The organism is Streptomyces sp. NPDC056222 (genome assembly GCF_042264065.1).
Lineage (GTDB): Bacteria > Actinomycetota > Actinomycetes > Streptomycetales > Streptomycetaceae > Streptomyces.
Window position 1 is genome coordinate 1 of record NZ_JBHJTL010000070.1, and the last position, 23,630, is coordinate 23,630.

At 71.6% G+C, this 23,630-nt stretch carries 23 protein-coding genes; 8 read left to right on the forward strand and 15 right to left on the reverse strand.

The window, feature by feature from the left end; genetic code table 11:
* Positions 1–269: 269 nt before the first annotated feature.
* From ACFC0D_RS27270 to ACFC0D_RS27290, 5 genes are read right to left on the reverse strand one after another with little or no spacing between them, the layout of a single operon-like run.
* On the reverse strand, positions 270–1,547 hold the full coding sequence (locus tag ACFC0D_RS27270) for a phosphoribosyltransferase family protein (protein WP_376441137.1): 1,278 nt from the start codon (positions 1,545–1,547) through the stop codon (positions 270–272).
* Between the two features lie 58 nt (positions 1,548–1,605).
* On the reverse strand, positions 1,606–2,718 hold the full coding sequence (locus ACFC0D_RS27275) for a CapA family protein (RefSeq protein ID WP_376441140.1): 1,113 nt from the start codon (positions 2,716–2,718) through the stop codon (positions 1,606–1,608).
* Positions 2,719–2,758: 40 nt separating this feature from the next.
* Positions 2,759–3,415, reverse strand: a complete 657-nt coding sequence (locus ACFC0D_RS27280) for a lactate utilization protein C (protein ID WP_376441143.1) — start codon at positions 3,413–3,415, stop codon at positions 2,759–2,761.
* Entirely contained in the window at positions 3,412–4,896 is a 1,485-nt protein-coding gene (locus tag ACFC0D_RS27285) for a lactate utilization protein B (protein ID WP_376441146.1), read from the reverse strand. The genes ACFC0D_RS27280 and ACFC0D_RS27285 overlap by 4 nt, the downstream gene beginning before the upstream one ends.
* The gene (locus ACFC0D_RS27290) at positions 4,893–5,648 is read right to left on the reverse strand and encodes a (Fe-S)-binding protein (protein ID WP_376441149.1); all 756 of its coding nucleotides are present in this window, start codon (positions 5,646–5,648) and stop codon (positions 4,893–4,895) included. Before ACFC0D_RS27290 ends, ACFC0D_RS27285 begins: the two co-directional genes overlap by 4 nt.
* A 244-nt stretch (positions 5,649–5,892) precedes the next feature.
* Here ACFC0D_RS27290 and ACFC0D_RS27295 point away from each other — a divergent pair, with 244 nt between their 5' ends.
* Entirely contained in the window at positions 5,893–6,591 is a 699-nt protein-coding gene (locus tag ACFC0D_RS27295; protein ID WP_376441152.1) for an alpha/beta fold hydrolase, read from the forward strand.
* A 73-nt stretch (positions 6,592–6,664) separates the two neighbouring features.
* Here ACFC0D_RS27295 and ACFC0D_RS27300 read toward each other — a convergent pair whose 3' ends face one another.
* The 3 genes from ACFC0D_RS27300 to ACFC0D_RS27310 all read right to left on the reverse strand — a co-directional run bounded on the left by ACFC0D_RS27300 (position 6,665) and on the right by ACFC0D_RS27310 (position 9,423).
* Positions 6,665–7,582: an AAA family ATPase gene (locus ACFC0D_RS27300; protein WP_376441155.1), complete on the reverse strand. Its 918-nt coding sequence runs from the start codon at positions 7,580–7,582 to the stop codon at positions 6,665–6,667.
* Positions 7,583–7,584: 2 nt separating this feature from the next.
* Positions 7,585–8,805: an RNA ligase gene (locus ACFC0D_RS27305; RefSeq protein WP_376441158.1), complete on the reverse strand. Its 1,221-nt coding sequence runs from the start codon at positions 8,803–8,805 to the stop codon at positions 7,585–7,587.
* Between the two features lie 153 nt (positions 8,806–8,958).
* Positions 8,959–9,423 carry a hypothetical protein gene (locus tag ACFC0D_RS27310; RefSeq protein WP_376441160.1) on the reverse strand — a complete coding sequence of 155 codons (465 nt, stop codon included), beginning with the start codon at positions 9,421–9,423 and terminating at the stop codon, positions 8,959–8,961.
* 241 nt (positions 9,424–9,664) lie between these two features.
* Between ACFC0D_RS27310 and ACFC0D_RS27315 the strand changes: the two genes are divergently transcribed.
* The 6 genes from ACFC0D_RS27315 (at position 9,665) to ACFC0D_RS27340 (ending at position 15,652) form a co-directional block, all read left to right on the forward strand.
* Positions 9,665–10,288, forward strand: coding sequence for an ankyrin repeat domain-containing protein (locus ACFC0D_RS27315; protein ID WP_376441163.1), 624 nt, complete (start codon positions 9,665–9,667; stop codon positions 10,286–10,288).
* Positions 10,285–11,463: a YncE family protein gene (locus ACFC0D_RS27320; protein WP_376441166.1), complete on the forward strand. Its 1,179-nt coding sequence runs from the start codon at positions 10,285–10,287 to the stop codon at positions 11,461–11,463. Before ACFC0D_RS27315 ends, ACFC0D_RS27320 begins: the two co-directional genes overlap by 4 nt.
* A 148-nt stretch (positions 11,464–11,611) precedes the next feature.
* Positions 11,612–12,547, forward strand: coding sequence for an endonuclease/exonuclease/phosphatase family protein (locus ACFC0D_RS27325; RefSeq protein WP_376441169.1), 936 nt, complete (start codon positions 11,612–11,614; stop codon positions 12,545–12,547).
* A gap of 167 nt (positions 12,548–12,714) precedes the next feature.
* The gene (locus ACFC0D_RS27330; RefSeq protein ID WP_376441172.1) at positions 12,715–13,431 is read left to right on the forward strand and encodes a flavodoxin family protein; all 717 of its coding nucleotides are present in this window, start codon (positions 12,715–12,717) and stop codon (positions 13,429–13,431) included.
* 125 nt (positions 13,432–13,556) lie between these two features.
* Positions 13,557–14,831, forward strand: coding sequence for a VWA domain-containing protein (locus ACFC0D_RS27335; RefSeq protein ID WP_376441175.1), 1,275 nt, complete (start codon positions 13,557–13,559; stop codon positions 14,829–14,831).
* A complete protein-coding gene (locus ACFC0D_RS27340) occupies positions 14,831–15,652 on the forward strand; it encodes a hypothetical protein (protein ID WP_376441178.1) in 822 nt (273 codons plus the stop codon). The genes ACFC0D_RS27335 and ACFC0D_RS27340 overlap by 1 nt, the downstream gene beginning before the upstream one ends.
* 76 nt (positions 15,653–15,728) lie before the next feature.
* On the opposite strand, the gene ACFC0D_RS27345 is transcribed toward ACFC0D_RS27340, so the two are convergent.
* The 5 genes from ACFC0D_RS27345 to ACFC0D_RS27365 all read right to left on the reverse strand — a co-directional run bounded on the left by ACFC0D_RS27345 (position 15,729) and on the right by ACFC0D_RS27365 (position 21,214).
* Positions 15,729–16,406: a response regulator gene (locus tag ACFC0D_RS27345; RefSeq protein ID WP_376441181.1), complete on the reverse strand. Its 678-nt coding sequence runs from the start codon at positions 16,404–16,406 to the stop codon at positions 15,729–15,731.
* Entirely contained in the window at positions 16,403–17,734 is a 1,332-nt protein-coding gene (locus tag ACFC0D_RS27350; RefSeq protein ID WP_376441183.1) for a sensor histidine kinase, read from the reverse strand. The genes ACFC0D_RS27345 and ACFC0D_RS27350 overlap by 4 nt, the downstream gene beginning before the upstream one ends.
* Positions 17,727–18,893: an acyltransferase gene (locus ACFC0D_RS27355; RefSeq protein ID WP_376441185.1), complete on the reverse strand. Its 1,167-nt coding sequence runs from the start codon at positions 18,891–18,893 to the stop codon at positions 17,727–17,729. The genes ACFC0D_RS27350 and ACFC0D_RS27355 overlap by 8 nt, the downstream gene beginning before the upstream one ends.
* Positions 18,886–19,836, reverse strand: coding sequence for an alpha/beta hydrolase (locus ACFC0D_RS27360; protein WP_376441188.1), 951 nt, complete (start codon positions 19,834–19,836; stop codon positions 18,886–18,888). Before ACFC0D_RS27360 ends, ACFC0D_RS27355 begins: the two co-directional genes overlap by 8 nt.
* A 148-nt stretch (positions 19,837–19,984) precedes the next feature.
* Entirely contained in the window at positions 19,985–21,214 is a 1,230-nt protein-coding gene (locus ACFC0D_RS27365) for an MFS transporter (RefSeq protein WP_376441191.1), read from the reverse strand.
* Positions 21,215–21,278: 64 nt separating this feature from the next.
* Between ACFC0D_RS27365 and ACFC0D_RS27370 the strand changes: the two genes are divergently transcribed.
* Positions 21,279–21,665 carry a MerR family transcriptional regulator gene (locus tag ACFC0D_RS27370; RefSeq protein ID WP_376441194.1) on the forward strand — a complete coding sequence of 129 codons (387 nt, stop codon included), beginning with the start codon at positions 21,279–21,281 and terminating at the stop codon, positions 21,663–21,665.
* A gap of 27 nt (positions 21,666–21,692) precedes the next feature.
* Here ACFC0D_RS27370 and ACFC0D_RS27375 read toward each other — a convergent pair whose 3' ends face one another.
* Both ACFC0D_RS27375 and ACFC0D_RS27380 read right to left on the reverse strand, forming a co-directional pair.
* Positions 21,693–22,967, reverse strand: a complete 1,275-nt coding sequence (locus ACFC0D_RS27375; RefSeq protein WP_376441195.1) for a YncE family protein — start codon at positions 22,965–22,967, stop codon at positions 21,693–21,695.
* Positions 22,968–23,145: 178 nt separating this feature from the next.
* A complete protein-coding gene (locus ACFC0D_RS27380; protein ID WP_376441198.1) occupies positions 23,146–23,625 on the reverse strand; it encodes a (2Fe-2S)-binding protein in 480 nt (159 codons plus the stop codon).
* Positions 23,626–23,630: the final 5 nt, after the last annotated feature.

The following is a 23,630-nucleotide window of genomic DNA, read 5'->3' on the forward strand; positions in this document are numbered from 1 at the left end:
GCGGGGATGTCCAGGACGGCGGAGACCGGGGCGGTGGTGGCGAACTTCTGCATGGTGCTCTCCTCGTGTCAGCAGCGCGCACTCCGTCGGCCCGCCGTTTCTGATGATGGAAAGCTACGTTGCGTTCATGAACTTGGCAACAGACTCGTTGCGCAAAATCGCCATCACTGCAGGTGAATTGAGGGAAATCGTTGCAACGACTCTGCCGCCTAACGCAACGACCGTTACGCTACTCGTTGCAACGGATGGGCGCTGAACGCTACGGCCGTTCAGAAGTGGTCACCGAACCAACCGGCCGCGAGTTCACCGACGCGCTCCAGGGTCCCCGGCTCCTCGAAGAGATGAGTGGCGCCGGGGACGACGACGAGCTCGTTCTCGCAGCGCAGTTGACGTTGTGCCTCCTCGTTCAGGTCCACGACGAGGGGGTCGTGGCCGCCCACGATGAGGAGAGTGGGGGCGCGTACGGCCGCCAGGCGTGGACCGGCGAGGTCCGGGCGTCCGCCGCGGGACACCACGGCGGACACGGTCGCGGCAGGGTCGGCGGCGGCCCAGAGGGCGGCCGCCGCACCGGTACTGGCGCCGAAGTAGCCGGTGCGCAGCCCGCCGACGCCGGGCTGTCCGCCGAGCCACGCCGTGGCCCGGGCCAGACGGTCGGCCAGGAGTTCGGTGTCGAACACGTTGGCGCGGTCTGCTGCTTCCGCCTCGGTGAGCAGGTCGAAGAGGAGCGTGCCGAGGCCGGCTCGGTTCAGGTCCTCCGCGACGGCGCGATTGCGGGGGCTGTGCCGGCTGCTGCCGCTGCCGTGGGCGAACAGGACGACCCCTGCCGCGCCCTGAGGCACCACCAGATGCCCCGCCACTTCCAACTCCCCCACCTGGATGCGCACTTCTGCGTCCGTCGCGCCGGATCCGCGCGCGGCACGGTTGCGCGCCAGGCAGGCGAGGACCTCCTCGTCGGCGGTCTGCGAGAAGTCCTCGTAGAACTGGCCGATCGCGTAGAAGAACTCCGGCTCGTGCACGCTGGCCGTCTCGTCCGCCTCCCCGCCGATGCGGGCCGGCCAGCCGGCCGGGGCGACCGGGACCGCGAGCACGATCCGCTCGGCCCCCCGTGCGCGGACGACCCGGCAGGCGGCCAGTGCCGTGGCGCCCGTCGCCAGCCCGTCGTCGACCACCACGGCCGTACGGCCGTCGAGGCGGGCCGGTGGTGTCGTCCCGCGATAACGCTCGGCCCGTTGACGCAACAGCACCCGTTCCCGTTCCTCGACAGCGGCGACGTCACGGTCGGAGACGCCTGTCTCGATCAGCACGTTCTCGTTGAGGACCCGTACGTCTCCCTCCCCGATGGCGCCCATGGCCAGCTCGGGCTGGAAGGGCACTCCCAACTTGCGTACGAGGCAGACGTCGAGAGGTGCCCCGAGTGCGTCGGCAACCTGTTCGGCGACCGGCACGCCGCCGCGCGGAAGGCCCAGGACCACGACGTCGTGGCCCTTCAGATGGTCCAGGCGGGCGGCGAGTTGCCGTCCGGCGTCCGTACGATCGGTGAAGTACATGTCCCGCTCGTCTCCCTGGTCCGGAGCGTGCGCGCGGCCGGTGCCGTGCCGTGTCCCGTCAGGCGGGACGGGCGACGAGGGTTCCGTCCTCGTCGAGGGCGACCTGCGCGCCGTAGGGCCGGCTCGTCCGGCCGAGTACGTCGTGGAGCCACCGCGCATCCCGGCCGGGGGCGTGCTCCAGCCTCATGCGCCGGGCCCGCAGGGGAATGATGCGCACCTCCTGGAGTCCGCCGTCTTCGGGCCTCACCGAGGCGACGGGGAGCAGCCGCAGGTCGTCGCGGTACTGCTCGTAGCCCGTGATGCCCTCGTAGTCGTTGATCAGGTCGCCGCAGCCGTGGAGGACGAGTCTGCCCCGGTACACCTCCACGGGCCGGGAGTGGTGCGAGGAGTGTCCGTGCACGATGTCGGCGCCGCTGTCGATCAGGGCGTGCGCGAAGTCGACGTCGGCACGGGAGAGCGCGTATCCCCAGTTCGAACCCCAGTGGACCGACACCACGACGATGTCGCCCGGTCTCTTGGTCTCCCGTATGCGGGTGGTGAGGCGGGTGGCCGTGGCGTCGGTCGACGCGCCGGCGAAATGGACGCCGCCCAGCTCGTCCGTGGCGGCCCAGTAGCTCGGGATACCGCTGGAGGCCATGCCCAGGGCGTGGACGACGAGCCGACCGCCACCGGGAAGGTCCACGACTGCGGGCCGACCGGCCTCCTCGGTGTCCCGGCCGGCGCCCACCGTGCGCAGCCCGCTCGCGGAGAGAGCGCCGAGGGTGTCGTCGAGACCGACCCGGCCGTAGTCCAGGACATGGTTGTTGGCCAGCACACAGACATCGGGGCGGACGGCCGCCAGGCTCGGCAGGTTCTCCGGGTGCATCCGGTAGTGGACCGCCTTCCCGGGGGCGAACTCGCCGTTCGTGGTGACGGCCGTCTCCAGGTTGGTGATCCGGACGTCGGGCGCGGCATCGTCGAGGGCGCCGAGCGCGACACCCCAGGGATAGGCGAAGTCCACGCGGTGGGGAATCGGTCCGTTCACCGCCTCCGCGAGCGCCACATAGGACCGTGCATCATGCACATACCGCTCGCGGAGGGCCGGATCGCCGGGATGGGGAAGGATCTGGTCGACCCCGCGGCCGAGCATCACATCACCGCAGAGGAACAGTCCGACCAGGTCACTGCCCATACACCCAGGGTAGACGCGGTGGGGCGGGGGCGGCCGGGGATCAGGCCCCGCCCACCAGTACGACCTCCAGCGTGCGCGGGCCGTGCACTCCTTCCACTCGGTCGAGTTCGATGTCGCTGGTCGCGGAGGGGCCGGAGATCCAGGTGAGCGGGCGGGTGGGGTCGAGTCGTTCGAGGGCTTGGGGGACGGAGGAGACGACCTGGTCGGGGACGCGTACGACGCAGATGTGGTGGTCTGGTACGAGGGTGATGCGGCGGCGGCCCTGGTCGGGGCTGCCGTCCAGGACGATCGTGCCCGTCTCGGCGACGGCGATCGCACAGCCTGTGACGACGCTCTCCACCTGGTCGAGGTCGTGCGAGGTGCTCGCGGCCCGGTCGTGGACCCGGGTGGGATCCGCGGCCGACATCCACTCGGGCGGCAGCCCGGGAGGGACGAGGACGTACCTCGACCCCCGTGCGGCGAGCAGCCTCATGATCAGATACGGAAGCTCCTCGGCGTCCGTGCGGTGCACGATCGCCCGGTAGTCGGCGAGGTTCTCGGCCAACAGGTCGACCATCTGTTCCGTCGTCCGTGACCCGTGCTCGCGCAGATAGCCGCGGTCGATGGCCTGCTCGACAGCGTGCTCGTACGTGCCGGGGCCCTCGTGCGGGCCGAGCGCGCGCCGAATCCGCCCCAGAATGACGTCCCTGCCGCTCATCGGCCGGTCTCCTTCGCAGCCGAGCCGTGCGTACGCTGCCACCAGTCGCGGAACGGTTCGGGCGGCAGGGTCGGCAGGTCCCTCGTCGCCGTCCAGGCACGGCCCGGACCCGGCACCGTACGGGGGTGGAAGCGGCGGGTGCGTGCGGCCAGGCGTTGGCCGGTGGCGAGCGCTGCGGGGTGGCGGAACGCCCACTGCGCGGCCCGCATGGCGGCACGCTCGGCCGCGTGTCCCTTGGCGGGTTCGAGGATGACCTTGCTGCCGGCGCGGGTCGTCGGCCCGCCTTGGACGATGCGTTCGCGCAGATGGACCAGGACTTCGGGGATGTCGATGGCGACGGGACAGACGTCGTAGCAGGCGCCGCACAGGGTCGAGGCGTACGGGAGTGAGGCGTCGATCTCGCTCGCGGTGCCGCGGAGTTGGGGGCTGAGGATCGCCCCGATCGGGCCGGGGTAGACGGAGCCGTAGGCGTGACCTCCGGCCCTCTCGTAGACCGGGCAGACATTGAGACAGGCCGAGCAGCGGATACAGCGCAGTGCCTGACGGCCGACGTCGTCGGCGAGGGTGTCGGTGCGACCGTTGTCGAGCAGGACCAGATGGAAGGCCTGTGGACCGTCGCCGTCGGTGGTACCGGTCCACATCGAGGTGTACGGGTTCATCCGTTCGGCCGTCGAGGAACGCGGCAGCGTCTGCAGGAACACCTCCAGATCGCGCCAGGTCGGCACGACCTTCTCGATGCCCACCACCGAGATCAACGTCTCGGGCAGCGTCAGGCACATACGGCCGTTGCCCTCGGACTCGACCACCACAAGGGTCCCGGTCTCGGCAACCATGAAGTTGGCACCCGAGACCCCGACCTTCGCGCGCAGGAACTTCTCCCTCAGGTGGAGCCGGGCCGCCTCCGCCAGCTCGGCGGGTGTGTCCGTCAGACCCTCCGGCGCCGGACGGCCCCAACGACCCATCTCCGAGCGGAAGATGTCGCGAATCTCCCCACGGTTGCGGTGAATCGCCGGCACCAGGATGTGGGACGGCCGGTCCTCACCCAACTGCACGATCAGCTCGGCGAGGTCCGTCTCGTACGCGGCGATCCCTTCCGCCTCCAGAGCCTCGTTGAGGCCGATCTCCTGGGTCGCCATGGACTTCACCTTGACGACCTCGCTCTCGCCCGTCGCCTTCACCAGGCCGACCACGATCCGGTTCGCCTCCGCGGCATCCGCCGCCCAGTGCACCGTCCCACCCGCCGCCGTGACGGACTCCTCCAACTGGACCAGGTACCTGTCCAGATGACGGAGCGTGTGGTCCTTGATCTGCTTCCCGGCCTCCCGCAGCTCCGCCCAGTCACCCAGCTCGGCCACCGCCTTGCTCCGCCGCTCGCGGATCGTGTGGGTGGCGTGCCGCAGATTCGCGCGCAGAGTGGGGTTCCGTACGGCATCGTGCGCGGCCTTCGGAAAGGACGGCATCCCCACGAACGTCCCGCTCATGCCACCGGCTCCGATTCCGTGCTCGCCAGGATCTCGGCGATGTGAACCGGCCGCATCCCCACCTCGAGGCGCGTCATGGTCCCGCCGATGTGCATCAGACACGAGTTGTCCGCCGCACAGAGCATCTCGGCCCCCGTCGACACCGCATTCCGCACCTTGTCGGCCCCCATCGCCGCCGAAACGTCCGCGTTCTTCACCGCGAAAGTGCCACCGAAGCCGCAGCACTCCTCCGCGCCCGGCAGCTCCACCAACTCCAGCCCCTTCACCGCCGTCAGCAGCCGCAGGGGCCGATCGCCGAGTCCGAGACTCCGTAGGCCGTGGCACGTCGGGTGGTACGTGACCTTGTGCGGGTAGTACGCGCCGACATCCGTCACCCCCAGCACATCCACCAGGAACTCCGTCAGCTCGTACGTCTTCGGCACCACCGGCGCCAAAGTGGCCGTGAGCGAGTCACCCCGGCCCTCAGCCCGCGCCCGCTCCCCCATGCGCGGATACAGCTCCCGCACCATCGCCCCACACGACCCCGACGGCGTCACGATCGCGTCGTAACCACCGAACACCTTCGCGAACCGCCGAGCCAACGGCTCCGCCTCATGCCGATATCCGGTGTTGTAGTGCGCCTGACCACAACACGTCTGGCCCATCGGAAAGTCCACATCCACACCGAGGCGCCCCAGAAGCCTCACCACCGCCCGACCGGTGTCCGGATAGAGCGTGTCGTTCACGCAGGTCAGGAACAGTGCGACACGCATCGGGCTCCTTCGTATGGGACGGACGGCCTCCTCCGAGGTTCATACCGCACCGGCGGTCGGATGGGGAACTGCGGCTCAGGACGTGGACGGTGGCTTCGACGGCCAGGCCGGTCGGGGCGACGTCGAGGCGTTGCTCCTGGGTCTCGGGGGTGAGCAGGGTGCCGGTGGCGAGAACGCGCCCTGCAGAGCGTGCACGGCGAGTGCCGTCGGCCCGATTGTCGGACCCCTCCGCTACGTTGCCGCCATGAGCGAATACGTATTGGTGGCAGGTACATGGCTCGGAGCGTGGGCGTGGGATGCGGTGGTGCCCGAGTTGCGGGCGGGCGGTCACGGTGCCCATGCGGTGACGCTGTCCGGGCTCGCCGAGCGGCAGGGCGTCGCCGCGGGGCAGCAGACACATGTGGCGGACATCGTCGACGTGGTCGAGCGGCTCGATCTGCGTGACGTCGTCCTGGTGGGGCACAGCTACGGGGGCATTCCGGTCGGGCAGGCCGCCGAGCGGATCGGGGACCGGCTGGCCCGGGTGGTCTTCGTGGACTCCAACGTGCCGACCGACGGCGGGTCGTTCGTCACCGCGTGGCCGGACGGCAGGGCGATGGTGGAGGGTTCGATCGCCGAGAACGGCGGCTTCTGGGCGCCGCTCGGCGCGGCCGACTATGCGGGGCAGGGCCTCGACGACGCCCAGATCGCCCGGATCGTCGGCGGCTCGACGCCACACCCGGGCGCCTCGCTCACCGAACCGGCCGAACTGGCCCGCCCGCTCGGCGAGCTGTCGGCGACGTACATCAAGTGCCTTCTGGACGGCGCCGAACCGAACGACGACGTCGCGGCGTTGCTGAAGAGCGAGCGCTGGGAGCTCGTGCGGATGGACACGGGCCACTGGCCCATGTTCTCCCAGCCGCACGAGCTGGCCCGGATCCTGCTCGACGTGGCCCGGAAGTAGCGGTCCCGGAGGTCGCCGTGGGCCCTCCGGGGCCCTACGGGACGCACGATCACGTTGGCCGACCGGCCGCGTCCTAGAAGTTGCCGTAGTTGACCTGCCAGGTCGGCAGGCCCATGTGGCGCCAGAGGGCGACCACGCGGTCGCGGTCGTCCAGCGAGACCCGTACGGCGTACCGGTGGCGCACGTGCGCGTCGAAGAGTTCGGCCTTCACGATGTCGTCGCTGCGGCCGTCGTCCGAGGCTCGCATCCACAGCTCGTCGTAGGGGACTCCGTGCTGGGCGAGCCACGCCTCGGTCATCGGCCGGTGGTCCTCGCTACGGCCCGAGACCAGGACGATCGTGTCGTTCTCCGCGCTGCGGAAGGCCCGCAGGGCCTGCCGTACCGAGACGTTGATGAGGTCGAGGTCGCAGCGCGTGAAGTCGTACGGACCTCGGTCACCGCGCAGCGCGAGCGTGCCGTCGATGTCGCACATCACCGCCGAGGGCAGCGCCGGGTCGGGGACGTAGGGCGCGGCCGAGGGCCGCTTGCTCAGCCACTCGGCGGTCAGCCGCCAGCCGCCGCGGGTGGCCTTGGCGTGCTTGTCGGCCAGGATCCGGATGATCTCCTCGCCGACGGATCGCTCGCGCGCGGCGTCGCGGCGTACGCACTCCTCCACGGGCACGTCGGTGAAGTCGTGGACGACGAAGTCGGCGTCGAGGCCGGTGACGGACGCGATGAGCCGCTTGGGGATGTGCGGGGTCAGGTGCGTGTTGTCGACGACCACGTCGAAGCCGCCCTCGACGGCCGAGCGGACCGCGGCGTCCTGGATGTCGAGGACGGTCCGCTCGTGCGCGTGCGAGCGCCCGCGCTCGGGGGCCGGGATGTCGAGCATCGTGCGCAGGTCGTCGAGGTTGACGCGGCGCATCCGGCCCTCGGACTCCGACTGCAGCCGCCGGGCGGCCGTGGTCTTCCCCGAGGCGGGGAGTCCCGTCATGACGTGTACTACGGGCACGGTCAGTTCTCCTCGTCGGTCGTGAACGGGTCGGCCGCCTCAGGCCTGACGGCGCGCCAGACGACCAGGTCGGTCGGTCGCGCGTCGAGGCGCAGGAACATGGCCGAGCGGATCTCCGGGGCGACCGGCAGCTCCTTGACCGCCCGGGCGAAGGCGCCCCGGTCGGCAGCCAGGTGGGTGACGCGCTTGTACGCCTCGTCGATGGCGTGCTCGCGGGCCGCCGCCTCGTCCTCGAGCCGGGCGATGACCCCGCGCACCCAGGTGTCGAACTCGTCCGGCACCTGTTCCAGCAGGGCGTCCAGCGGCCGGCCGCCCGTGGCCCTGATGCCGCCGAGTTCGGCGACCGAGCACCCCAGGCCCGACGCCAGCCGCTTGACGGACATTCCGGCGAAGCGCTGGATGCCGTGGCTGCGCCAGATGTCCCGCTCGGTGACCCCGGTCAGTACCTTGTGGAGCCGTACGTACTCGCTCAGTTTGGCCTTGGCCCGTACGCCCGAGGCGTACCGCAGGACGAAGCCCTCGGCGTCGGTGCCGGTGGCTGCGTGGCCACCGGGCAGCGTGTTCGACTCGGTGAGCGCGATCAGTTCGGTGAGGGACATCGCGGGCCAGGTCCGTACGACCGTTCCGATCCCGGTCCAGGCGGTGGCGGCCTCGGCCAGGGGCACCTCGGTGCCGTCGGGGCCGAAGGCGGCGAGGAGGACCAGGTCCCGGCGGTCGCCGTAGTCCACGACGATCCGGTTCTGCGGGTAGAGGATCTCGGCGAGGTACGTGACTCCGGGGGTCAGCGCGCCGGTGTCCCGGGCGTCGAGTCGGCGCTGCGCCCAGGTCGCCTGGGTGCTGATGAAGGAGCCCTTGGAGGCCACGTGCCAACGGCCCGCGTAGTGGAAGATCACCGCGAGGCTGCCGTCGACCTTGTCGTAGACGTCGAAGGGCTCGTCGGGCAGCGCGGGCGCGTAGGGCTGACCGGCTTCGTGCTCACCGATGTTGAAGAACTTCGGCAGGGGCAGTGCGACGATCTCGCCCGTGGTGTCGTCGGCGACCAGTCCACGGCAGCGCGTGGTCACCCGGTTCCAGATCCGCTCGTACTGGCAGGCCCGGGTGTAGGTGTAGATCGACAGCGGCAGCTCGGGGTGTGCCTTGCGGGTGACGTGCCCGGCGTCGATGGCCGCGGTCAACTCCTGCGGCGGCAGCAGCTCCTGGAGAGTCAGGTATGCCTGGCTCATGGGTTCCTCCTGGTCGGTGATGGTCCATTCTCACCTGCGAAGAACCTGGTCGGACACTGCTTTTCGGGTGGGCGCGGGAGGGGAGGGGTGCCCTTCCCCGGGCTCTCCTCCCCTCCGCTCATGCGAACTCTCGGCTCGTACGAGCCGCCGGGGTCAGCCCGGGAAAGGAACGTTGTCCTCGTCCGAGATCGGGTTGTTCATCACGCGCGTGGTGTGGCAGTACGAGACGGCGCCGTTGCTCACCTTGACCTTGCAGACCTCGAAGTAGGCGTAGCTGATCCAGCCGCCGGGGGCCGCGTAGGTCGTCCACGAGGCGGTGTCCTGGCCGGACGGGATGGTCCGCATCCGCCACGTGATCTTGCCGTTCGCGCCGCCGGTGACCAGCCGCGCGCCGACCGCGTAGCCGTCGGTCCGCTGGTCCCGAAGCGTGATCTTGACGGGGTCCAGCTTGTCCGCCCGCCAGCCGATCTCGAAGCTTCCGGAGAACGAGAAGTCCCCCGCCTCCACGGAGTCCCCCGTGGTCGGGACGGCGGCCGCTGCGGGCGTGGCGGCGAGCGGCACGATCAGGGCGGCCACGGCCGTCGCACAGGCGGCAGCCACAGTGTGCTTGAAACGCACGAATCCCCCAAAACAATGAACAGAGTTGGTCGTAAGTGATCACTTTAGCGCCACATAAAGGGTCGTCCGATCGGATGACCCCGCCGTCCACCGGACGGTTCCCCACAGAGATCCACCGGGTCGATCGGTGGTGGCTGTCGGCGGACGCACGATGGTGAGGAGAGCGGACCGACCCGCCTCCGCCGTCCACCGGGAAGGGACGACGCCCGTGCTGCCGACAGCCGTGACAAGGAGAACGTCCATGGATCCGAACGACCGGCTGCTGCTCGCGGCCGCCCACCGCGGAGACATCGCCGGGGCCGCTGCCGCGCTCGGTGCCGGAGCGGACGTCGAGTGCCGTGACGCGGAGCGTCGCACCCCCTTGCTGCTGGCCGCACGGGCGGACCGGGTCGACGTCGCCTCGCTGCTGGTCGAGGCGGGCGCCGATCCCGACGCGCCCGACAGCCGGGCGGACACACCGTGGCTGGTCACCGGGGTGACGGGCAGCGTGGCGATGATGCGCGTGCTGCTCCGCGCGAACCCCGATCTGACCCTCACCAACCGCTTCGGCGGGACCTCGCTCATCCCCGCCGCGGAGTGCGGCCATGTCGCGTACGTACGGGCCGTCCTGCGCGAGACCGACATGGACGTCGACCACGTCAACCGGCTCGGTTGGACCGCCCTGCTGGAGGCGGTCATCCTCGGCGACGGCGGTCGCCGGCACGAGGAGATCGTCGAGCTGCTGATCACCGCCGGGGCGGATCCCCTGCTGGCGGACCACGACGGTACGACTCCGCTCGCCCACGCGCGGCGGCGCGGTTTCGACGGCATCAGCGGCCTCCTCGAGGCGGCGTCGGCGCGCGTGGGACGGAAGGCCGCCCGATGAGCCACCTCCGGCCGTGGCGCGCCGCGCGCGCCCTCGTACCCGCCGCCGCGGTCGCGGCCGTCCTGGCAGGCTGCGCACCGAGCCAGGGTGCCGACGCCCCGGCCGGTGGCACCCCGGCCCCCGCCTCCTCCGCCTCCTCACCCACGACGCCTCCCGGGGTGGCTCCCACGCCCACCCCCGCCGGCACCCTCCTCGTCGCCGACTTCGGCTCCGACACCGTCACCTTCGTCGACCCGAAGCGCGGCTCGCTCGGCTCCGTCGAGGTGGGGACCGCGCCGTACGGCCTGGTCGTCGGCGCGGACGGACGCGCTTGGGTGGCCACCGCCGAGGGCGTCGCCGTCGTCGACACCCGCACCCGCGAACGGCTCGCCCTCGTCCTGTACGAGACCGACACCGGCCCCGTCACCACCGGCGAGTACCGCGGCGGCGGAATGGGCATCGCACTCTCCCCCGACGGCAGGCGCGTCTACGTCGGCGTCAACGTCCCGGGCGGGAACGGCACCCTGGAGGTCATCGACACCGCGAGCCGCGAGGTGACCGCCACCGTCCCCGTCGGCCGGCGTCCCTTCGACATCGACGTCTCGCGGGACGGCTCCGAGGTGTACGCGACGAACCACGACTCGTTCGATGTGACGGTCGTCCGGGCGGACACGCTGGACCCGCGCCGCATCGAGGTCGCCCCGTACGGCACGGAAGGCGGTCTCGGCTCCTGGCTCAAGCCCCACTACACCGCCGTACGCCCCTCGGACGGCAGGCTGCTGCTCCCCTTCGAGGGCGAGCGGCTCGCGGTGGTCGACCCGCGGACCGGTCGCACGGAGATCGAGACGATGACCGCCGACACCCACCAGCACGGCGCCGCGATCACCCCCGACGGCACCCTCCTCGTCGTCGGCACGGGCCCCATCGACCCCGACGAGGACGAGGGCCCCTCGCTCACGGTCCGGGCTCCCGACGGCACCGAGAGGATCCACCCGCTCGACGGCCCCCACGAGGAAGTCACCGTGTCGGAGGACGGCCGCACCGCGTACGTCACGGGCGGCTTCACCCGGGACGGCTACTGGGACGGGATCACCGTGGTCGACCTGGAGACCGGGGGCACCCGGCGCCTCGCCGTCGGGGAGCGGCCGCTCGGCATCGCGGTCCTGCGGCCGGGCGGGCCGTCCGCGGGTCCCTGACCCGGAATCCGACCCGCCGTCATGGCACGCGTCCCCGCGACGCGCGCCTTCCCCGGCTCCACCCGCGCACGGTCCCTGACCACGGACAATGCCCCCGGCACGGGAACTGGTTCCGCCCGAACCACGTCCTCACCCCGGGAGGCATGTGATGGAAGAGACCAGAAGGACGCGGGGGCTGGTCACCGGGACGGTGCTGGCCGTCGTCGGCGGACTGCTGCTGTTCGCCTCCTCCGTGCCCCGCCTGCCGGGGAACGTGATGAGCCTGGTGGAGACCTTCCTGCCCTGGCTGGGCCTGGCTGTACCGGTCGGGCTGGTCGTGGCCGTCGTCCGCCGGTCGGTCGTCGCGGCGGTGGCGTCCCTGGTGGTCGCCGCCGTCTGGCTGGTCGTGTTCCGGTCGGCGCTGCCGCCGGCATCGGCGGCCGGCGCCCACGACATGACCGTCGTCCAGCACAACGTGAGCGACGAGAACACCAGCCCGTCCCGCGTCGCGAGGATCCTGCTCGGCCCGGACCCCGATGTCATCGCGCTCGAGGAGCTGACGGAGACCGGCCTCCCCGCGTACCGCATCGCCCTCGGCCGGACGCATCCGCATCACGCGACCGTGGGGACGGTCGGGCTGTGGTCGAAGTATCCGCTGACGGACATCGCCCGGGTCGACATCAAACCGCGTGAGGTGGGCGACGGTTGGGACCGCGGGCTCCGCGCCGTCGTGAACGGCCCGCACGGGAAGGTGGCGACGTACGTGGCCCACCTGCCGTCCGTCAGGGTGCGGCCCACCGAGGGATACGCGACGGAGTGGCGCGACGAGAGCGCGGGGCGGCTCGGCCGCGCGCTCGCCTCGGAGCGGGCCGCCGCGGTGCTGGTCCTCGGCGACCTGAACGGCACCACGGCCGACCGGGGACTCGGTCCGGTAATGGACCAGGTGCGGGGCAGCCGCGGCGAGTTCGCCTTCAGCTGGCCCGCCGCCGTGCCCCTCGCGCGGATCGATCACGTGCTGGCCAGGGGCGCCGAGATCACCACGACGTGGACACTGCCCGACACCGGCAGCGACCATCTGCCGGTGGCCGCACGCGTGCGCTTCTGACGCCCGGCCCGCCTTCCACGGGGACGACGGAGACGGACCCGCGCCGACCTTGTCCGTCATCCGACCGGTCGCGCCTGGATGGCCGGTCCTGCCCCAGGTGGAGAGGCTGGTGAGGGTGTCGCGCCACGGCGGTGCCCTCAGCCTCACGCCCCGCGAGGAGACGGCCGATGTCCGCGACTCCGTACCGCTACGACGATCTGCGCGCCCTGTACGTCAACTGCACGCTCAAGCGCTCCCCGGAGGTCAGCAACACCGAGGGGCTGATCGACCGCAGCAGGGCCGTGATGGAGCGGCAGGGCGTGGCGACCGACCTCGTGCGGGCTGTCGACCACGACATCGCGACCGGGGTGTGGCCCGACATGACCGAACACGGATGGGAGTCGGACGCCTGGCCCGCGCTGTACGAGCGGGTCATGCGGGCGGACATCCTCGTGCTGTGCGGTCCGATCTGGCTCGGCGACAACAGCTCGGTGATGAAGCAGGTGATCGAGCGCCTGTACGCCTGCTCCAGCCTCCTCAACAGCGAGGGCCAGTACGCCTACTACGGCCGAGTGGGCGGCTGCCTGATCACGGGGAACGAGGACGGGATCAAGCACTGCGCGATGAACGTGCTCTACAGCCTCCAGCATCTGGGCTACGTGATCCCGCCGCAGGCGGACGCCGGCTGGATCGGTGAGGCGGGCCCCGGGCCGTCGTATCTGGACCCGGGCTCGGGCGGCCCCGAGAACGACTTCACCAATCGCAACACCTCGTTCATGGCGTGGAACCTGATGCACCTGGCCGCGATGCTCAAGCGCGCCGGCGGCATCCCGGCGCACGGCAACCAGCGCACGGCCTGGGACGCCGGCTGCCGCGCGGACTTCCCGAACCCCGAGCACCGCTAGCGCCGCCGGCGCCGAGGCGCCGAGCGCGATCGGAACAGGCAGGCCGCCCGTGCGCGGACACCCCTCAGGCGTCCGCGCACGGCGTCGTTTTGGATTGTCGGACGATCATCCCTACGATCCGGCAGATGATCACGAGAAAACGGCTGGCGACCGGAGCCTGCGCGCTGCTCGCCGCCCTGGCCGTCGGGCTCGTCCCGACCGGCGCCGCCGCCGACGAACCGGCGGCGAAGGAACCCCCCAAGGTCGAGCTGGTCCTCGACGTCAGCGGCTCGATGCGGGCCCGCGACATCGACGGCCAGTCCCGGATGGCCGCTGCCAAGCAGGCCTTCAACGAGGTGCTCGACGCGGTACCCGAGGAGGTACAGCTCGGCATACGCACCCTCGGCGCCAACTACCCGGGGCCGGACCGGAAGAAGGGCTGCGAGGACACCAAGCAGCTCTACCCCGTCGGCCCCCTCGACCGGACCGAGGCGAAGACGGCGGTGGCCACCCTGGCCCCCACCGGCTGGACCCCGATCGGCCCCGCCCTGCTCGGGGCGGCCGAGGACCTCAAGGGGGGTGAGGCCACCCGCCGGATCGTGCTCATCACGGACGGGGAGGACACCTGCGCCCCGCTCGACCCGTGCGAGGTAGCGCGCGACATCGCCGCCAAGGGCATCCACCTGACCATCGACACGCTGGGTCTGGTGCCGAACGCCAAGATCCGGCAGCAGCTCACCTGCATCGCCGAGGCGACCGGTGGCACGTACACCTCGGTCCGGCACACCGAGGAACTCTCCAAGCGGGTCCGCCAGCTGGTCGACCGTGCCGCGGACCCGGTGGTCACCCCGGTGGCCACCGAGGGCGCCGAGCGCTGTGCGGACGCCCCGCAGCTCAAGGCCGGGCTCTACACCGACCGTCAGGTCTTCGGCCGCCACCGCTGGTACCGGGTGGACGTGCTGCCCGGGCAGGAGCTGCGCGCCTCGGTGAGCGTCGCCGCCGACCGCGCCGTCAACGACGACTACGGCGTCCTGCTGCGCGCGGTGACCGTGCACGGCCGTGAGGTCGTGCGGGGCTCCGAGGCGGGCGACGGACGCACGGACGTCATCTCGACCGGTCTGCGCTATCCCAAGCCGCCGCTCGACGACGTCGACGCGGACACCAAGCCCGCGGCGGAGACCGTCTGCCTCCAGGTCAGCAACTCGTTCTCCGCGCCGCCGTCGGTGAAGACGACCCCCGGTATGCCGATCGAGCTGACCGTCGACCTGGTCGACGCGCCGGACCAGGCGTCCGACGTGGCCGCCTTCGGCCTCGGCCGTGGCTGGTGGCTGCTCGGCGCGCTGGTACTGGCCGGATTCGTGGGCGGTCTGCTGTGGGGCTGGCTGTCCCGCTGGCGCGTCGCCGTCTGGAGGACCAACTGATGCGTACCGTACGCACGCTGACCACCGTCCTCCTCGCGGGAGCCGGGCTCCTCGGTCCGGCCGTCGCGCCCGCCCTCGCGGACACCCCGTCCCCGAGCGGCAGCGCGAGCGCCGCCGCGACGGCAGGGCCGACGGAGGCGGGCACCACGTTCCGCACCGCCGCCGCGTTCAAGCAGGGCCAGCAGGCCACGGCCGAGGCTTCCACGGGTGACTACCTCTACTGGGTGTTCCCCGCGGACACCGGGCAGCGGCCCACCGTGACCGCCTCGGTCGCGCTCCCCGAGGCCGCCGCCCGGCACGGTGCCTCGACCTGGCGGATCGACGTCTACGACGGACTGCGCCGCCGGCAGCCGTGCATGTACGGGATGCAGTCCCGGGCCGCGGGGAAGGACGCCACCTCCGTGGAGCTGTCCTGCACCCTGCGCACGGTCCGCCCCTGGGCCGAGACCTGGGACAACGATCCGCTGCCCGGCAGCTACTACGTCCGGCTGACGGTCACCGGAATCCCGGAGGACGACCTCGGTCAGCCGTTCACGGCCCGGGTGGGTGCGGTCTCCGCCGACCAGGGCGGCGCGTACGCGGGCGACGGCACGCTCGCCGCCCCGCTCGTGCCGGGTGCCACGACGGAGGACGCCGCCGCGGGCGACGCGCCGTCGGCGGTCGAGGCGGCGGCTCCCGAGGACGGCTGGTCCTCGGGCTGGTGGTCCGACCGCTGGGTCTGGACCGCCGTCGGCGGAGTCCTCGGCGCGCTCGCCGGCATCGGGGGCTACTCCCTGACCCGCGGCTCCGGGCGCCCGTCACGGGTACCGCCGGCCGTCTGACAACTCGATACGAGCGGCCGCGATCGTCCTCGACGGTCGCGGCCGCTCCCCGTTCCGGAACGGCGTGCCGCGCGTGTCAGTGGCCGGCCGGACGGACAAGTCCGGTGTCGTAGGCGTACACCGCCGCCTGGGTGCGGTCGCGCAGGCCGAGCTTGATCAGGATGCGGCTCACATGGGTCTTGACGGTCTGCTCGGCAACGACCAGGCGGGAGGCTATCTCGGCGTTGGACAGACCATGCGCGATCAGGCTGAGGACCTCGGTCTCGCGTTCCGTCAGACCACCGACACGGTCCAGGTGCGGGGTGCGGGGTGCGGCGCTGAGCCGGGAGAACTCGGCGATGAGCCGCTTGGTGACATTGGGGGCGAGCAGCGCCTCGCCACCCGCCACCACCCGTACCGCGTGGGCGAGTTCGTCGGCCGATGCGTCTTTGAGCAGAAACCCGGACGCGCCGGCGCGCAGCGCCTCGTACACGTACTCGTCGAGGTCGAAGGTGGTCAGGACGAGCACCTTCACGGTGGCGTCGGCGGGCCCGGTGATGAGGCGGGTGGCCTCGATGCCGCCGATGCCGGGCATCCGGATGTCCATCAGGACGACGTCGGGGGCGAGTTCGGCAACCTTGGCGACCGCGTCCTCGCCGTCCACGGCCTGTCCGACGACCTCGATGCCAGCCTCGGCATTGAGCAGCACGGTGAAGCCCTGACGGACCATCATCTGGTCGTCGACGATGAGGACCCGGATCGTACTGCTCGTCATGTTCCGTCCTTGCAGGGCTCGATGGGGAGGGTGGCGGTCACCTCGTAGCCGCCGTCCGGGGTGGGACCGGCCGACAGTTCGCCGCCCAGCATGGCGGTGCGCTCGCGCATGCCGAGCAGCCCGTGTCCCAGTCCCGGCGAGAGCGGGGCCGAGGAGGGATCGACGGGTCGGTCCGGTGGGGTGTTGGCGATCCGGAGGGAGAGCCCGGCGGCGAGATAACCGGTCTCCACCCGCACCCGTGCCCCCGGTGCGTGCCGCATCGCGTTGCTCAGCGCCTCCTGGACGATGCGGTACGCGGAGAGTTCGACGCCCGGCGAGAGCGGACGGCGTTCTCCCGTGGTGGTCGCGTCGACGGCGAGCCCGGCGGCGCGGACGTTGTCGAGGAGTTCGTCGAGCCGGTCCAGGGTGGGCTGGGGGGTGTGCCGTACGCCGTCGGCGGCGGGGTCCTCCGCCCGGAGGACACCGAGGACGCGACGTAGTTCGGTCAGCGCCTCGACGGCGTTCTGGCGGATGCCGGCGAGGTTCTCGCGCAGCTCGTCGGAGGGGTTCTCGACCAGGTGCGGGGCGACCTGGGCCTGGATGGAGATGACCGACATGTGGTGGGCGACGACGTCGTGCAGCTCGCGGGCGATCCGGCCGCGCTCCTCCAGAAGGGTGCGCCGGGACCGTTCCTCGGCGGTGATGACCTCCTGGGCGACGAGCTGTGTCCGCGCGACTCGGCTCATTCGCAGTGAGGCTCCCACCACCGCCGCGGTCGCGAACGCGATGGCGCCGCCGCCGAGGTCCTCGTTGTGGGGAAAGCCCGTGGGAACGACGGTGTTGACCACGCCCGACAGCACGGTGATCACCAGCGTGACGACCGTGACCCGCAGCGGGACCCGCAGGGCGAGCAGCAGCACGACGAAGGTGTGGACCACGATGCCCCAGACGCTCCAAGGCCACACCAGGTCGGGTCCGACGGTCGCCTCGCCGATCTCCGCGGTCAGGAACAGCGTGACCGTGGAGAGCCACCAGGCCGGCACGGGGCGGCTCAGTGCGAGGACCAGAGCCGCCGCTTGGAGGACGACGAGCACTTGCATCGGCCCCGAGACCACGGGAATCGCGCTGCTGTACTCGGCCATCTTCGCCAAGCCCGCGACGAGGGCGAGCAGCACGAGGTGTCCGTGCGGCAGCCAGCCGAACCACGTCTGGCGGGGCAGCGGATCGCGGGCCATCGTCCAGAGGTCCTCGCGCAGGGCGCGCGGCACCCGGCCCAGGGCGGCGATCAGCGACCGCCCGTAATCGTCCCCCACCCGTTCCCCCTTGTCCGCTGCGTCCACCCTAGGCACGTCGGATCTCCTTTCTCGCCTCGGGTCGCCCTTTGCGGGCGGGGCGACGGCCACCCTCTTCGTACGTACGGAACGCGGCGACGCACACCAGCAGCGCGAGCGCGAAGAGCGGCAGCCAGCCGAGTCGGGCCAGGACCCAGCCGTACCCGTCGGGCACGCTGTGCAGACCGAGGAGCGGTCCGTGGCCGAGGAGTTCGCCGGCCATCAGTCCGGTGGCGGTGACGGCGATCATCGCGGTCTGGTGCCAGAGGAAGACGGTCATCGCACTGATGTTGAGCAGTGCCACCGCGGCCCAGGCGGCGGGCCGGCGCAGTGCACGGCGCAGTGGGCCGAGCAGCAGCAGGGCTCCGCCGCACTGGGCGAGGCCGAAGGTGACGGCGGCGAGCGTGGGCGGGTTGAGGTTGGATATCGGCGCGCCGGGCACGCCGACCATGGAGCCGGGGTAGCCGGCGCAGAGGACGAGGAGGGCGGTCGCAGCGGCTCCTCCGAGCAGCAGGACCCAGCCGGTCGTCCGGCCCTTGAGCCCGTGCCGTGACCAGGCGGTGCCCAGGCAGTACGGGACGAGCCAGCCGGCGGCCACATTGATCCAGCCGAGCCAGGCCGGTCCGTCGAGGCCGAAGCGGATCACGTCGACGTGGAGGACGACGGCCAGGGGCCAGAGCGGATTCACACGGGCGACGAGCGGGGTCGCCGCCGTGAGCGCGGCGAAGACGAGCAGGAACCAGAGCGGCGAGAGCACGAGCTTGCCCAGGGCGTACACGGTCGGCCACGGCACACCGGTGGCGAGCATGGTCGGCGCCACGACGATCCACACCGCGAGCACGGCGGTGACGGGCCGGAAGAGTCGCCCCAGCCGGGCCGCGAGCCAGCGGACGTAGCCTTCCTGCCGGGCGCGGGAGGCGGCGTGGCTCCTGGCGGCCACCTGTCCGCCGACCAGGAAGAAGACGGCGAGGGTCTGGAACACCCAGGAGACGGGGGTGAATTCGGGAAGTTCCTGCAAGGGGCTGGCGACGCGTACCGTGCCGCTGTCGGCGATCAGGGCGGTGACCAGCCAGTGGCCGAGGACCACTCCGAGGATGGCGAGGCCCCGCAGGGCGTCGAGGGCGCGGTCGCGGCCCGGTGGGGTGGCGGCCTCGATACGGCGGACGAGTTCACGCATCGGCCGGCTCCCGTCCCATGACGATGCTCGCAAGTCGCTTCAGCGGTACGGAGCCGGGGACGAGGTAGTCGCTGTGTCCGCCGTCGCCCGCGTCGAAGACCCGGGCGCCGAACTCCGGTGCGAGGGGGTCCGCGCCGAATCCCAGCTCTCCGGAGGGCAGGGGCACGCGGAGGTGGGGCACCCAGGCGATCCAGTCGGACCCCCCGCGCCCGGCCCAGACGGTGGCCGTGGTCCGCAGGTCCGCCGCGCTGTCGGCGCCGGTGCCCGGGCTTCCGTAGAGGACGATGCCGGCGACGGGGAGCCCGGGCGCCGCCTTGGCGCAGACGACGGAGCCGTAGGAGTGACAGAGGAGGGTGAGGCGGGCGGCGGGCTTGGCGGCCTTCAATTCCCGGACGAAGTCCCGCAGTCCGGGGGCAGCCTCCTCGGCCCGCCCGGAGGTGATCGCGGCCACGCTCGCGGTGGCGGGGGTGGGGTAGCCGAGCCAGGCGAGGACGGCGGCTCGCTCGCCGAGCCGGTGCTGGAGGGCGACGGCGCCGTCCCGGAAGCGCTCGCTGCCGAGCGCGGTGTCGGAGCCGGGGACGAGGACGGCGATGTGTTCGGCGCGCGCGAGGTCGCCGACGACCTCGACGCTGCGGCCGCCGTCGCGGCCGTCGAAGGAGAGGAAGTGGCGGTTCGGGCCCGCCATGGCGCGCAGGGCGGCGGCCCGCTTCCGGTCGCCGTAGTCGGCTGCGGTCCGTTCGGCGGCGCGGACGGCGTCGCGGTTGGCGGCGTACCGCGCGTCGAGGTCTGCGGCCGTGACCCGGACGAGGGGGCCGAGTTCGGCCGGTGCGGGCGCCGGGACGGCGGCCGGGCGGGCGGCGCCCGCCGTCGGCACCGCCACCGATGCGGCGACGAGTGCGGCGAGCAGCGTGCGGCGCAGGCGGCTGCGCTGGCGGGACGCCATGGTGTGGTCCTTCCGTACCGGACGAAGTGCTTCGTTCCGGTGCCGAACGTATGGATCACGCCCTGTAGTCGGCGTCCCGCCGGAGGGGACAGTCGGCGGGTAGCTCTGAAGTACTACGGGTAGGGGTGGGGCCTCGAGGCTGCGGCGCTCATGCGCCGGAGGGGCCTCGGCGGGCGGGGAATCCGTGGGTGCGGGCGGCTGCCACGACGATCAGGACGGGGACGAGGAGCAGCAGGACGCTCCCGGGCAGCGAGGCGGCGCCGAGCCGATCGAGGAGGAGGCCGCCGACGACGCCTCCTCCCGCCATGGCGGCGTTCCAGAGGCTGACGAGCATGGTCTGCGCGGTGTCCGCCGCCTCACCGCCGGCGTCGCCCACGGCGGTCTGCAGCAGGGTCGGTGCGCCGCCCCAGCCGAGCCCCCACAACGTGGCGGCGGCGTAGACGAGGGCGGTGCTGTCGGCGGCCACGGCGAGGACGCCGGCCGCGACGGCGAAGAGCACGATCCCGGCGAGGGTCAGGGTCCGCAGTCGGCGGTCGATGTGCAGACCGGTGAACCAGACGCTCAGCAGGGAGGCTCCGCCGAAGACGAGGAGGACGAGTCCGGTGGAGCCACCCATGCCGAGGTGGTCGAGGAAGGCGGCCACGTAGGTGTAGAGGATCGTGTGGGCGAGGACGAGGACGAGGGTGACGAACAGGACGGGGGCCACGCCGGGGACGGCGAGGGTGCGCAGGATGGGCACACGGCCGCCCCTGGGCCGGCCGGGATGGTCGGGGACCGTGAGCACGATCCAGGCGAGGAGGACGACGGCGAGTGCGGTCATGACCAGGAAGGTGACCTGCCAGCCGAGCGCGGCGCCGAGGAAGGTGCCGGCGGGCACCCCGAGGGAGAGCGCGAGCGGAATGCCCGTCATGACGACGGCGATCGCCTTGCCCTGGAGGTGGACGGGCACCATGCGACGGGCGTATCCGGCGAGCAGGGCCCAGGCGAGACCGGCGGCGACCCCCGCGAGGAACCGGGCGGCCATGGTGAGGGGGTAGTGGGTGGAGACGGCGGTCACCGTGTTGGCGACGGCGAATCCCGCGACCGCCGTGAGCAGCAGGCGCTTGCGCCGCCAGCCGGCGGTGGCCGCGGTGAGCGGGATCGCGGTGAGCGCGGTCCCGATCGCGTAGATGGTGACGGACTGGCCCATGGCCGCCTCGCCGACGCCGAGGTCGGCGCTCATCGCGGGCAGGACGCCCGCGGGCAGGGTCTCGGTCAGGCTGGTGACGAAGACTGCGGTGGACAGGGCGAGGAGAGCGGGCAGGGGCAGCCTTCCCGCGGGTTCGGGCTTCTTGACGCGTGCCGGTGAACCGGCCTTCGATGCCGTGTGGTGGCTCATGCCTCGTATGCTGAAACCTTCACATCGGTGTGAAGGTCAAGCGAGATCCCGTGAGGTGAACCACATGCGCATCGGAGAGCTGTCGGAGCGCACCGGCACCCCGCGCAGGCTGCTGCGCTACTACGAGGAGCAGGGACTCATCGTCGCCGATCGCACGGCCAACGGCTACCGCGCCTACGACGAGTCGAACGTGGACCGGGTCGTGCAGATCCGCGGACTCCTGGACGCGGGGCTGCCGACGCGGATCATCAAGCAGATCCTGCCGTGCCTCGACAAACCCCGCGTCATCCACTTCCCCGACGCCACACCGGAGATGCTCGCCACGCTCGAGAACGAGCGCGACCGGATGACCGAGCGCATCCGTTTCCTGACCCGTAACCGGGACGCGGTCGCCGAGTATCTCGACGCGGTACGCGAGAAGTTGGCGACCGGGTCCGTCGCGGCGGACTGACGGCGAAGGGCGCCCGGGTGAGTACCCTCAGCGCGCCGCCGGGCCGGTCCAGTCGGCGGGCACGTGCGCGAGGCGGACCCGCTGCGGGTGGTCGCCGACGGGCACCGAGGCGACGCGGCGGCCGGTGGCGAAGTCGATCGCCGTCACACGGTCCGTGCCGCTCTCCGAGATGACGCAGGAACGGCCGTCGCCGCTGACCGTCGCCCAGTACGGCTTGGACGCCTCCACCAGCGGGCCCTCCTTCAGGGTCTCGCGGTCGACGACGGTGGCGTAGTCGTCCATCGTGGCGGCGATGCAGAGCCGCTTGCCGTCGGGGCTCATGGACATGCCGTGGTGGCGGGAGTCGTTGACCCAGGTGGTGCGGTCCGGATCGGTCGCCGGGTTCTGGGGGAGCGTCTTCACGCGGGTGATCCGGTCGGTGGCGATGTCGTACTCGAGGAAGCCGTTGAAGAACGAGACCTGGAAGTAGAGCTTCGACTCGTCGGGGGTGAACGCGACGGGGCGCACGGCGTCGGAGAGGTCCTTGCGGCCGAAGGCGTCGAGCCGGGCACGCATGTCGATGACACGGACCTGTTCGAAGGTGCGTGCGTCGACGACGGTGATGCGGCGGTCACCCTTGGTCCAGTCCCAGAACGGGTCGTCGAGGGCGGTGGTGACCTCGCCGATGGCCATGTTCCAGAGATGGCGGCCGTCGGCCGAGAAGACGTTCTCGTGCGGCTTGTCACCGGTGGCGAAGGATCCGATCTGCCGGCCCGTCGTGATGTCGAGGACGTGCACCGTGTTGGAGGTGGAGGCCGAGACGGCGACCCGGGTGCCGTCGGGCGAGACGGCCATGTGGTCGGAGCGGAAACCGGATACGGGGAAGCGCCAGTTGAGCCGGCCCGTGCGCAGGTCGATCGAGACGACGTCGGCGAAGCTCGGCCGGGACACCACCATCGCCGAGCCGTCCGGCGTGGCGTACATGTCGTCGACGAACTGGTCGTGGCCCTCGCCCGGGCCTTGCCGGATGCCCAGGAAGAAGGCCAGCTTGACCGGGTTGAGCCCGATCTCCCACATCCGCGCTTCGCGGTCAGGGATGACGTTGATGCGGCCGATGCGGGCGAAGTCGCCGGTGGACTCGATGACATCGGCGGTGCCGTCCCAGTTGTTCCCCACGAACATCACCTCGCGCAGCCCGACCGGTCGCGGTGACTCGGCGGAGGATGCGGCGACGGTGCCGCCCCCTGTGACGGTGAGTGCGAGGGCGGTAGCGAGGGAGCCGAGCAGGAGGCGGCGCGCACCACGCGTCCGGGCAGCAGGCATGGGGGGGTCCTTCCGGGAGACGTGCGACATCGAACACCCCGCCGGTCGGGGCAACTTACCCGACGGTAAGGAGTTGTCACGCCCACGACAAGACGTCGGTGCGCAGGAAGTCGCGGCGACGCGGAACCGCCCACGCCCACTCGGCGAGTGGCGCGCTCGTCCTGGGTCGCTGTGGGCGTCAGGCCATACGGCGGGCTCCCGCCACGATCGCCTCACGAATCCGGTTGTATGTGCCGCAGCGGCAGATGTTGCGGATCTCGTCGAGGTCGGCCTCCTCGATCTCCCGTCCGGCCTCACGGGCCCTGCGGACCTTGGCGACCGCCGTCATGATCTGCCCGGGCTGGCAGTAGCCGCACTGGGCCACATCGAGCTCGAGCCAGGCCTCCTGCATCGGGTGGAGCTCCTGTCCGACGGTCGCGGGCAGGCCCTCGATGGTGGTGATCTCGTCGGTGGCCGCGATGTCCTTGACCGGGACGGAGCAGGGGTTGAACGCCTTGCCGTTGATATGGCTGGTGCACGCCTGACAGACGCCGAGCCCGCAGCCGTACTTGGGTCCGGTGACGCCCAGGACGTCCCGGAGCACCCACAGCAGCCGGACGTCGTCCTCGACGTCGGCCGTGACGGCCTTGCCGTTGAGGATGAAGGTGTGTTGCGGCACGGTGG

What these genes read in the sequence shown, in the direction of transcription:
- ACFC0D_RS27315 (WP_376441163.1), top strand. Translation starts at nt 9,665, where the DNA reads ATGGATCCGAACGACCGGCTGCTGCTCGCGGCCGCCCACCGCGGAGAC.
- ACFC0D_RS27285 (WP_376441146.1), bottom strand. Translation starts at nt 4,896, where the DNA reads ATGAGCGGGACGTTCGTGGGGATGCCGTCCTTTCCGAAGGCCGCGCAC.
- ACFC0D_RS27370 (WP_376441194.1), top strand. Translation starts at nt 21,279, where the DNA reads ATGCGCATCGGAGAGCTGTCGGAGCGCACCGGCACCCCGCGCAGGCTG.
- ACFC0D_RS27355 (WP_376441185.1), bottom strand. Translation starts at nt 18,893, where the DNA reads ATGCGTGAACTCGTCCGCCGTATCGAGGCCGCCACCCCACCGGGCCGC.
- ACFC0D_RS27330 (WP_376441172.1), top strand. Translation starts at nt 12,715, where the DNA reads ATGTCCGCGACTCCGTACCGCTACGACGATCTGCGCGCCCTGTACGTC.
- ACFC0D_RS27280 (WP_376441143.1), bottom strand. Translation starts at nt 3,415, where the DNA reads ATGAGCGGCAGGGACGTCATTCTGGGGCGGATTCGGCGCGCGCTCGGC.
- ACFC0D_RS27360 (WP_376441188.1), bottom strand. Translation starts at nt 19,836, where the DNA reads ATGGCGTCCCGCCAGCGCAGCCGCCTGCGCCGCACGCTGCTCGCCGCA.
- ACFC0D_RS27270 (WP_376441137.1), bottom strand. Translation starts at nt 1,547, where the DNA reads ATGTACTTCACCGATCGTACGGACGCCGGACGGCAACTCGCCGCCCGC.
- ACFC0D_RS27345 (WP_376441181.1), bottom strand. Translation starts at nt 16,406, where the DNA reads ATGACGAGCAGTACGATCCGGGTCCTCATCGTCGACGACCAGATGATG.
- ACFC0D_RS27375 (WP_376441195.1), bottom strand. Translation starts at nt 22,967, where the DNA reads ATGCCTGCTGCCCGGACGCGTGGTGCGCGCCGCCTCCTGCTCGGCTCC.
- ACFC0D_RS27340 (WP_376441178.1), top strand. Translation starts at nt 14,831, where the DNA reads ATGCGTACCGTACGCACGCTGACCACCGTCCTCCTCGCGGGAGCCGGG.
- ACFC0D_RS27295 (WP_376441152.1), top strand. Translation starts at nt 5,893, where the DNA reads ATGAGCGAATACGTATTGGTGGCAGGTACATGGCTCGGAGCGTGGGCG.
- ACFC0D_RS27290 (WP_376441149.1), bottom strand. Translation starts at nt 5,648, where the DNA reads ATGCGTGTCGCACTGTTCCTGACCTGCGTGAACGACACGCTCTATCCG.
- ACFC0D_RS27275 (WP_376441140.1), bottom strand. Translation starts at nt 2,718, where the DNA reads ATGGGCAGTGACCTGGTCGGACTGTTCCTCTGCGGTGATGTGATGCTC.
- ACFC0D_RS27305 (WP_376441158.1), bottom strand. Translation starts at nt 8,805, where the DNA reads ATGAGCCAGGCATACCTGACTCTCCAGGAGCTGCTGCCGCCGCAGGAG.
- ACFC0D_RS27320 (WP_376441166.1), top strand. Translation starts at nt 10,285, where the DNA reads ATGAGCCACCTCCGGCCGTGGCGCGCCGCGCGCGCCCTCGTACCCGCC.
- ACFC0D_RS27365 (WP_376441191.1), bottom strand. Translation starts at nt 21,214, where the DNA reads ATGAGCCACCACACGGCATCGAAGGCCGGTTCACCGGCACGCGTCAAG.
- ACFC0D_RS27325 (WP_376441169.1), top strand. Translation starts at nt 11,612, where the DNA reads ATGGAAGAGACCAGAAGGACGCGGGGGCTGGTCACCGGGACGGTGCTG.
- ACFC0D_RS27335 (WP_376441175.1), top strand. Translation starts at nt 13,557, where the DNA reads ATGATCACGAGAAAACGGCTGGCGACCGGAGCCTGCGCGCTGCTCGCC.